General features: G+C 68.1%; 8 protein-coding genes. 3 read left to right on the plus strand and 5 right to left on the minus strand.

Annotated elements, in window-relative coordinates; all coding sequences use genetic code 11:
- Positions 1-4: 4 nt before the first annotated feature.
- Together E3T28_RS09885 and E3T28_RS09890 are read right to left on the minus strand one after the other, a co-directional pair.
- Complete coding sequence (locus tag E3T28_RS09885; protein WP_134430406.1) at positions 5-931, minus strand: LLM class F420-dependent oxidoreductase; 927 nt, start codon at positions 929-931, stop codon at positions 5-7.
- Positions 928-1890: a DNA-methyltransferase gene (locus E3T28_RS09890; RefSeq protein ID WP_134430409.1), complete on the minus strand. Its 963-nt coding sequence runs from the start codon at positions 1888-1890 to the stop codon at positions 928-930. The genes E3T28_RS09885 and E3T28_RS09890 overlap by 4 nt, the downstream gene beginning before the upstream one ends.
- 34 nt (positions 1891-1924) lie before the next feature.
- On the opposite strand from E3T28_RS09890, the gene E3T28_RS09895 reads away from it, so the two are divergent.
- Positions 1925-2281, plus strand: a complete 357-nt coding sequence (locus E3T28_RS09895) for a GNAT family N-acetyltransferase (protein WP_134430412.1) — start codon at positions 1925-1927, stop codon at positions 2279-2281.
- Between the two features lie 22 nt (positions 2282-2303).
- Here the strand turns inward: E3T28_RS09895 and E3T28_RS09900 are convergent, their stop codons facing one another.
- Positions 2304-3353: a lipoate-protein ligase LplAB gene (locus E3T28_RS09900; protein WP_134430415.1), complete on the minus strand. Its 1050-nt coding sequence runs from the start codon at positions 3351-3353 to the stop codon at positions 2304-2306.
- A 9-nt stretch (positions 3354-3362) separates the two neighbouring features.
- Positions 3363-4214, minus strand: coding sequence for an alpha/beta fold hydrolase (locus E3T28_RS09905; RefSeq protein ID WP_134430418.1), 852 nt, complete (start codon positions 4212-4214; stop codon positions 3363-3365).
- Between the two features lie 210 nt (positions 4215-4424).
- Between E3T28_RS09905 and E3T28_RS09910 the strand changes: the two genes are divergently transcribed.
- Both E3T28_RS09910 and E3T28_RS09915 read left to right on the plus strand, forming a co-directional pair.
- Positions 4425-4811 (plus strand): MarR family winged helix-turn-helix transcriptional regulator, encoded by a 387-nt coding sequence (locus E3T28_RS09910; RefSeq protein ID WP_241979274.1) that lies wholly within the window; start codon positions 4425-4427, stop codon positions 4809-4811.
- 5 nt (positions 4812-4816) lie between these two features.
- Complete coding sequence (locus tag E3T28_RS09915) at positions 4817-6130, plus strand: MFS transporter (RefSeq protein ID WP_174844008.1); 1314 nt, start codon at positions 4817-4819, stop codon at positions 6128-6130.
- A 153-nt stretch (positions 6131-6283) separates the two neighbouring features.
- Here the strand turns inward: E3T28_RS09915 and E3T28_RS09925 are convergent.
- Positions 6284-6397 (minus strand): integrase core domain-containing protein (locus E3T28_RS09925; RefSeq protein WP_166786982.1); only part of this gene is annotated, 114 nt, incomplete at its 5' end.

A 6397-nucleotide genomic window follows, 5' to 3' on the forward strand; every position in this document is an offset into this window, starting at 1 on the left:
ACGGTCAAGACAGCTGGGGCATGACCTCGCGGGCGATGAAGTCCAGGTGGTCGAGGTCGGTCAGGTCCATGATCTGCAGGTAGACACACTCGACGCCGTCGTCGGCGAGGGCGCCGAGGCGGTCCACGACCTCGGATGCGGTTCCGGCCACGCCGTGCGCCCGCAGCTCGGCGGGTTCCCGGCCGACGGCCGTGGCCCGGCGGGCGAAGTCGGTCTCATCCGCGCCCGCGACGGCGATCAGCGCGGCCGAGTAGACCAGCTCACGGGGATCGCGGCCGATGGCCGCGCAGGCCGCGCGCACGCCGGCGAACTTGGCCGGGACGTCCGTGAAGTCGGGGAACGGAAGGTTGAACTCGGTGGCGAAGCGGGCCGCCATGGCCGGGGTGCGCTTGGCGCCGCCGCCGCCGACGATCACCGGAATGCGGGCCTGCACGGGCTTGGGCAGGGCGGGCGAGTCGACGAGCGTGTAGTGGTCGCCGGCGAAACTGTAGCGGTCACCGACCGGGGTCTCCCAGAGCCCGGTGACGATTTCCAGCTGCTCCTCGAGCATTCCGAACCGCTTGACCGGGAACGGGATGCCGTAGGCCAGGTGTTCCTGCTCGAACCAGCCGGTGCCGAGCCCGAGCTCGACCCGCCCGCCCGACATCTGGTCGACCTGCGCCACCTGGATCGCGAGGATCCCCGGCGGCCGGTAGGTCACCGATGACACCAGGGTGCCCAGACGGATGCGCCGGGTCTCCCGGGCGAGGCCCGCCAGGGTGGTCCAGGCATCCGTCGGCCCGGGCAGCCCGGGCGCCGTATCGCCCATCGCGAGGTAGTGGTCGGAGCGGAAGAAAGCGTCGAAGCCGAGCGTCTCCGTGGCCTGCGCCACGGCGAGGATGTCGTCGTAGGAGGCACCCTGCTGCGGTTCGGTGAAAATGCGGAGTCTCATGCTCCCAGTCTTGCCTCGGCCCCGTCGGAGGCGAAATCGGGCAGCGGGGACCGTGCCTGTTCGAGCTCGGGCAGGAACTCCACCTCGGGCAGCAGCGCGAAGCGCGTGCGCATCACCTGGATCGACTCGGGGTTCTGGTCTACCAGGACGAACCGGCGGCCGAGGGCCGCGGCGACCGCGCCGGTCGTGCCGCTGCCGGCGAAGAAGTCGAGCACCCAGTCCCCCTCGCGGCTGGACGCCTGGATCATGCGGCGCAGGATGCCGACGGGCTTCTGGGTGGGATACCCGGTCTTCTCCTTGCCGGTGGGCGACACGATCGTGTGCCACCAGACATCCGTCGGCAGCTTGCCCTTGGCGACCTTCTCGGGGGTGACCAGCCCGGGCGCCATATAGGGCTCGCGATCGACCGTGGTCGAGTCGAAGTAGTACCGCGCCGGATTCTTCACATAGACCAGGATCGTGTCGTGCTTGGTCGGCCAGCGGTTCTTCGACTTGGCACCGTAGTCGTAGGCCCAGATCAGCTCGTTCAGGAAGCAGTCCCGGCCGAACAGGGCGTCGAGCAGCACCTTGGCATAGTGCGCCTCGCGGTAGTCGAGGTGCAGGTAGAGGGTGCCGTCGTCGGCCAGCAGGCGCCAGGCCTCGATCAGGCGCGGTTCGAGGAAGGCCCAGTAGTCCTCGAACTGGTCGTCGTAGCCGAGCAGCTCACCCTTGATCCGCTCGTAGCGCTGGCCCTTGAAGCCAGTGATGGTGCCCGCCGCGGCAGCGCCCAGGGCGACGGATGCTGGGCTCACCGGCGCGCGCACCGACGTCGTGGTCTGCCGGTTCTGCTTGCGCCCCGTGTTGAAGGGCGGGTCCAGGTAGATCAGCGTGAAGGACGCGTCGGGCAGGTGCGGCAGAACCTCGAGGTTGTTCGCGTGGACGACACGGCTGGGGGAGGAGGGAGACCACGCGATCGACATTCCTTCATTGTGTCAGGCAGCCTACGCTGAGGGGATGACACCAGACGAAGCATCCCCGGAAACGACCGAGACAGCGGCGCCAGAATCGAATGGGGAATCCACCTCGGTCGTGTTCCGCCACGAACCGGCCCTCTCCCGCTACACGCTGGAACTCGCCGGCGCCACCGTGGGCTTCGCCGACTACGAGATCGCCGGGCAGGACGTGCTGTTCACCCACGTCGAGGTGGACCCGACGCACCGCGGTGAAGGGCTGGCGGGCATCCTCGTCGAACAGGCGCTCGACGACGTGCGCACCGGTACCACGCTGACGGTCGTGCCCGTGTGCCCCTACGTCGTGCGTTGGATCGACCTGCACGCCGAGTACCAGGACCTGCTCACCCGCGGGCGGTAGCCCCGCGGCGCGGGCAACCGGCCTAGGGAACCCGGCCGATCCATTCCTCGGTGCCGAACTTGGTCTCCACCAGCTCGGTCGCCCGGGCGTATTCCGCTTCGGTGATCTCGCCGGAGACGGCGCCGTAGAGACCGGTGAAGGTCGCCTTCATGCGGTCGATGATCGCATCCCGGCTGAGGCCGGTCTGGCTGCGCAGCGGGTCCACCCGCTTCGCGGCGCTCGTGATGCCCTTGTCGCTGAGCTTCTCGCGGCCGATGCGGAGGACCTGCACCATCTTCTCGCCGTCCATGTCGTAGCTCATGGTGACGTGGTGCAGCACGGCGCCGCTGCCGAGGCGCTTCTGCGCGGCCCCGCCGATCTTGCCCTTGGGGCTCGTGATGTCGTTCAGCGGCTGGTAGTACGCGTCGATGCCGAGCGACTTGAGCGCCGTGAGCACCCATTCGTCGAGGAACGCATAGGAGTCGGCGAAGGTCATGCCCTGCACGAGGTCGGTCGGCGCGTAGATCGAATAGGTGATGACCGAGCCGGCCTCCATGAACATGGCGCCGCCGCCGCTGATCCGGCGAACGACGCTGAAGCCATGCCTTTCCGCTTGCACCGGGTCGACCTCGTTCTTGAGGGACTGGAAGCTGCCGATGACGACGGCCGGCTCGGTCCATTCCCAGATCCGCAGGGTGGGGCTGCGGCGCCCCTCGCCGACCTCGATCGCGAGCACCTCGTCGAGCGCCATCTGCATGACGGGGGCGACGGCCTTGGTGTGGATCAACTGCCACTCATAGTCGCGCCAGCCGCTGGCCTGGGCGAGCGAGCGACGGATGGCCACCGCCACCGATTCGGGCGAGAACCCGAGCAGCGTGGCTTGGGCCGGGAGCGCGGCGCGCACGGCGGCAGCGATACTGAGCGCGTCGCTGTCGGCGGCCAGACCGTTCACGGCAGCGTTGATATCGCCGAGCGCGCTGTCGGGCTCGAGGAAGAAATCACCGGCCAGCCGGAAGTCGACGATCGTGTTGTCGACGACCTCGAGATCGACGACGACGAGCTTTCCGCCTGGAACCTTATATTCACCGTGCATGACGCCAGCCTAATCGGCGCGCACGGAGAATCGCTTGCCCAGCCACCCGATCAGGTCGTCGAAGACGTCCTCGCGGTTTGTCTCGTTGAACACCTCGTGCCGGGCGCCGGGGTAGACGATGACCCGGATGTCCTTGAGCCCCGACCGCCCGGAATAGTCCCGAACCAGCATGCGAGCGCTGCGTTCCCCGCCCACGATGTCGTCACCGCCGACCAGGATCAGCAGCGGCAGGCCCGACGGCAGGCCGCGGCTCGGCCGACCGAAGAGGCGCGCCGCCTCTCTCAGCCCGAACAGCTTCGCCAGCGGGGTCGTGGTCGTGAGCGGGTCGGCGATGAACGCGCGAGCCACCTCCGGATCGCGGCTGAGCCACTCCATCCCGGTGTCGCCCAGGTGCTTGTGCCGGCGGTTGAGGTCACCGCCGTCGAGGAAGCCGGGCATCCGGTAGGCCGTGCCGCTGAGCACGACCGCGTCGTAGTCGGCGGCATGCTCGTTGACGATCATCTGCACCATGAACGACCCCCAGCTGTGGCCGAGCAGCACTAGCGGAGTGTCAGGGTGATCGGTGCGGATGATCCCGCTCAGCTGGCGCACGCCGGCCACGGCCGCGCGCAGTCCGCCCGGGCCGAGGCGGCCGAGGCGGGAGAGGTCGCCGTCGTACTGGTGCACCCCGGTCTGGCCGTGGCCGCGGTGGTCGTCGGCGTAGACCGTGTAGCCGGCCGTGTTCAGCCGGGCGGCGAGTTCCGCGTAGCGCTGTGCATGCTCACCGACCCCGTGGGCGAGTTGCACGATGGCCCGAGGGCGATCGACGACCCAGGTGAAATACGTGATCAAGACGCCGAAGTCATCCGTGTAGGTAGGCACGAACTCAGTCTGGCAGGACTCGCCCCGCTCGTCTCCGGATTCCCGGCGTTTGCCCGTCAACCTGAACTAGGCTGCGAGCAGGGAATACTTAGCAAAGCTAAGTGGTTAGGGTGGGTAGCTATGGAATCCGTATCGTCTTCACTTGTGCCTGTGCCGGTGGTCTCAGTCGGTCGACGCGCGACGGTCGCCGAGTTGAGTCACGATTTTCGGTTGGCCAACGGTCGTCTGGCCCGCCGGCTGCGACAGGAGAAGGCCGACAATGAGCTGAGCTCCAGCCAGTTCTCGGCCCTGGGCACCCTGTACTTCCACGGACCGTTCACCCTGCGCGAGCTCAGCGAACGGGAACGGGTCACACCGCCCTCGATGAATCGCACGGTCAACGCGCTGGTCGAGGCAGGCCTCGTGAACCGGGCCGGCTCGGTCGATGACGGTCGCAAGGTGGTGCTCACGGTGACCGACCAGGGGCGCACCCTGATGCGGGAGACCCGCAAGCGCCGGGATGCCTGGCTCGCCCAGCGCATCGTCAAGCTGACCCCCGACCAGCGCCGGGTGCTCACCGAAGCCGTCGACATCATGAAGGAACTCGCCAACAGTTGAACAACATGTTTCGCTCCCTGAGCGTCCCGAACTATCGAATCTGGTTCGCGGGCGCCCTGGTGTCGAACATCGGAACCTGGATGCAGCGCACCGCCCAGGACTGGATCGTGCTGACCGAGCTGACCGACTACAACGCCACGGCGGTGGGCATCGTGATGGCCCTCCAGTTCGGTCCGCAGCTCGTGCTGATGCCCTGGTCGGGCCTCATCGCCGACCGGTTCGACCGGCGCAGGCTGCTCATCCTGACGCAGACCCTGATGGGCCTGCTCGCCCTCGGCCTGGGCGTGATCACCGTCACCGGCGTCGCGGAGCTCTGGCACGTCTACCTCTTCGCCCTGGGCCTCGGGATCGTCGCGGCAATCGACGCCCCCGCCCGCCAGACCTTCGTGTCCGAGCTGGTCTCCGACAACGATCTGCCGAACGCCGTGGCGCTCAACTCCGCGTCGTTCAACGGCGCCCGGCTGATCGGACCGGCCGCAGCGGGACTGCTCACGGTCGCGGTCGGCGCCGGCTGGGTCTTCATGATCAACGCGGCGACTTTCGCGGCCACGGTGCTCGCGATGACCCTGCTCCGCACCGCGGCGCTGCGCCCGCAGCCGCGGGCCTCCCGTGAGCGGGGGCAGCTGATGGCCGGGTTCCGGTACGTGTCCCGCCGACCGGACATCATCGTGGTGCTGATCACCGTCTTCCTGGTGGGCACCTTCGGCTTCAACTTCGCGATCTTCACGGCCACGATGGCCACGGTCGAGTTCGGCATGGGTGCCAGCGAGTTCGGGCTGCTCAGTTCGATCATGGCCGTCGGCTCCGTTGCCGGCGCGCTGATGGCCGCCCGTCGCGGCCGGCCGCGACTGCGCCTGGTCGTCGCCGGATCCTTCGCATTCGGCCTGTCCTGCGCCCTCGCCGCGGTGATGCCCAACTACCTGACCTTCGCGGTCTCCCTGATCTTCGTCGGCCTGTCCTCGCTGACTCTGATGACCACCGCGAACGCCTATGTGCAGACCGCGACCCGGCCGGCGATGCGGGGCCGCGTGATGGCCCTCTACATGGCGATCTTCGCCGGGGGCACGCCTCTCGGGGCACCTCTGGTGGGCTGGGTGGCCGACCAATTCGGACCACGGTGGGCGCTCGGCGTGGCCGCGCTCTCGGGCATCCTCGCGGCCGGCGCCGTGCTCTTCTGGATGGTGCGCTACCGCAGCCTTCGGGTGCGGTTCCGCCGGGGTGTGTCCCCCCGGGTCCGGGTGCACCACGACGGCGACGGCCGCGATGCCGAGACCGCCACCCGTGAGATTGCGATCGTCGAGGCCACGGCGACGCGCTAGCTAGCGGATGACCGAGGCCGGCACTGGCACTGGAACCGGCACTGGCACTGGCACTGGCACTGGCACTGGAACCGGCACTCGCACTGGAACCGGAACCGGAACCGGAACCGGCACTGGCACCCTGCCCCTAACGAATTCGACGGAGATTGTGCTCTAGATGTTCTTCCCATTGACGTTGTGAACGCGGTCGATGGGTGATTTGCCGCCGATGCCGGTATGGGGCCTGTGGTGATTGTAGCTATGGATCCAGTCTTGGTATGCGTCGGC

It is taken from the genome of Cryobacterium sinapicolor, assembly GCF_004403465.1.
In the GTDB taxonomy this organism is placed as follows: domain Bacteria; phylum Actinomycetota; class Actinomycetes; order Actinomycetales; family Microbacteriaceae; genus Cryobacterium; species Cryobacterium sinapicolor.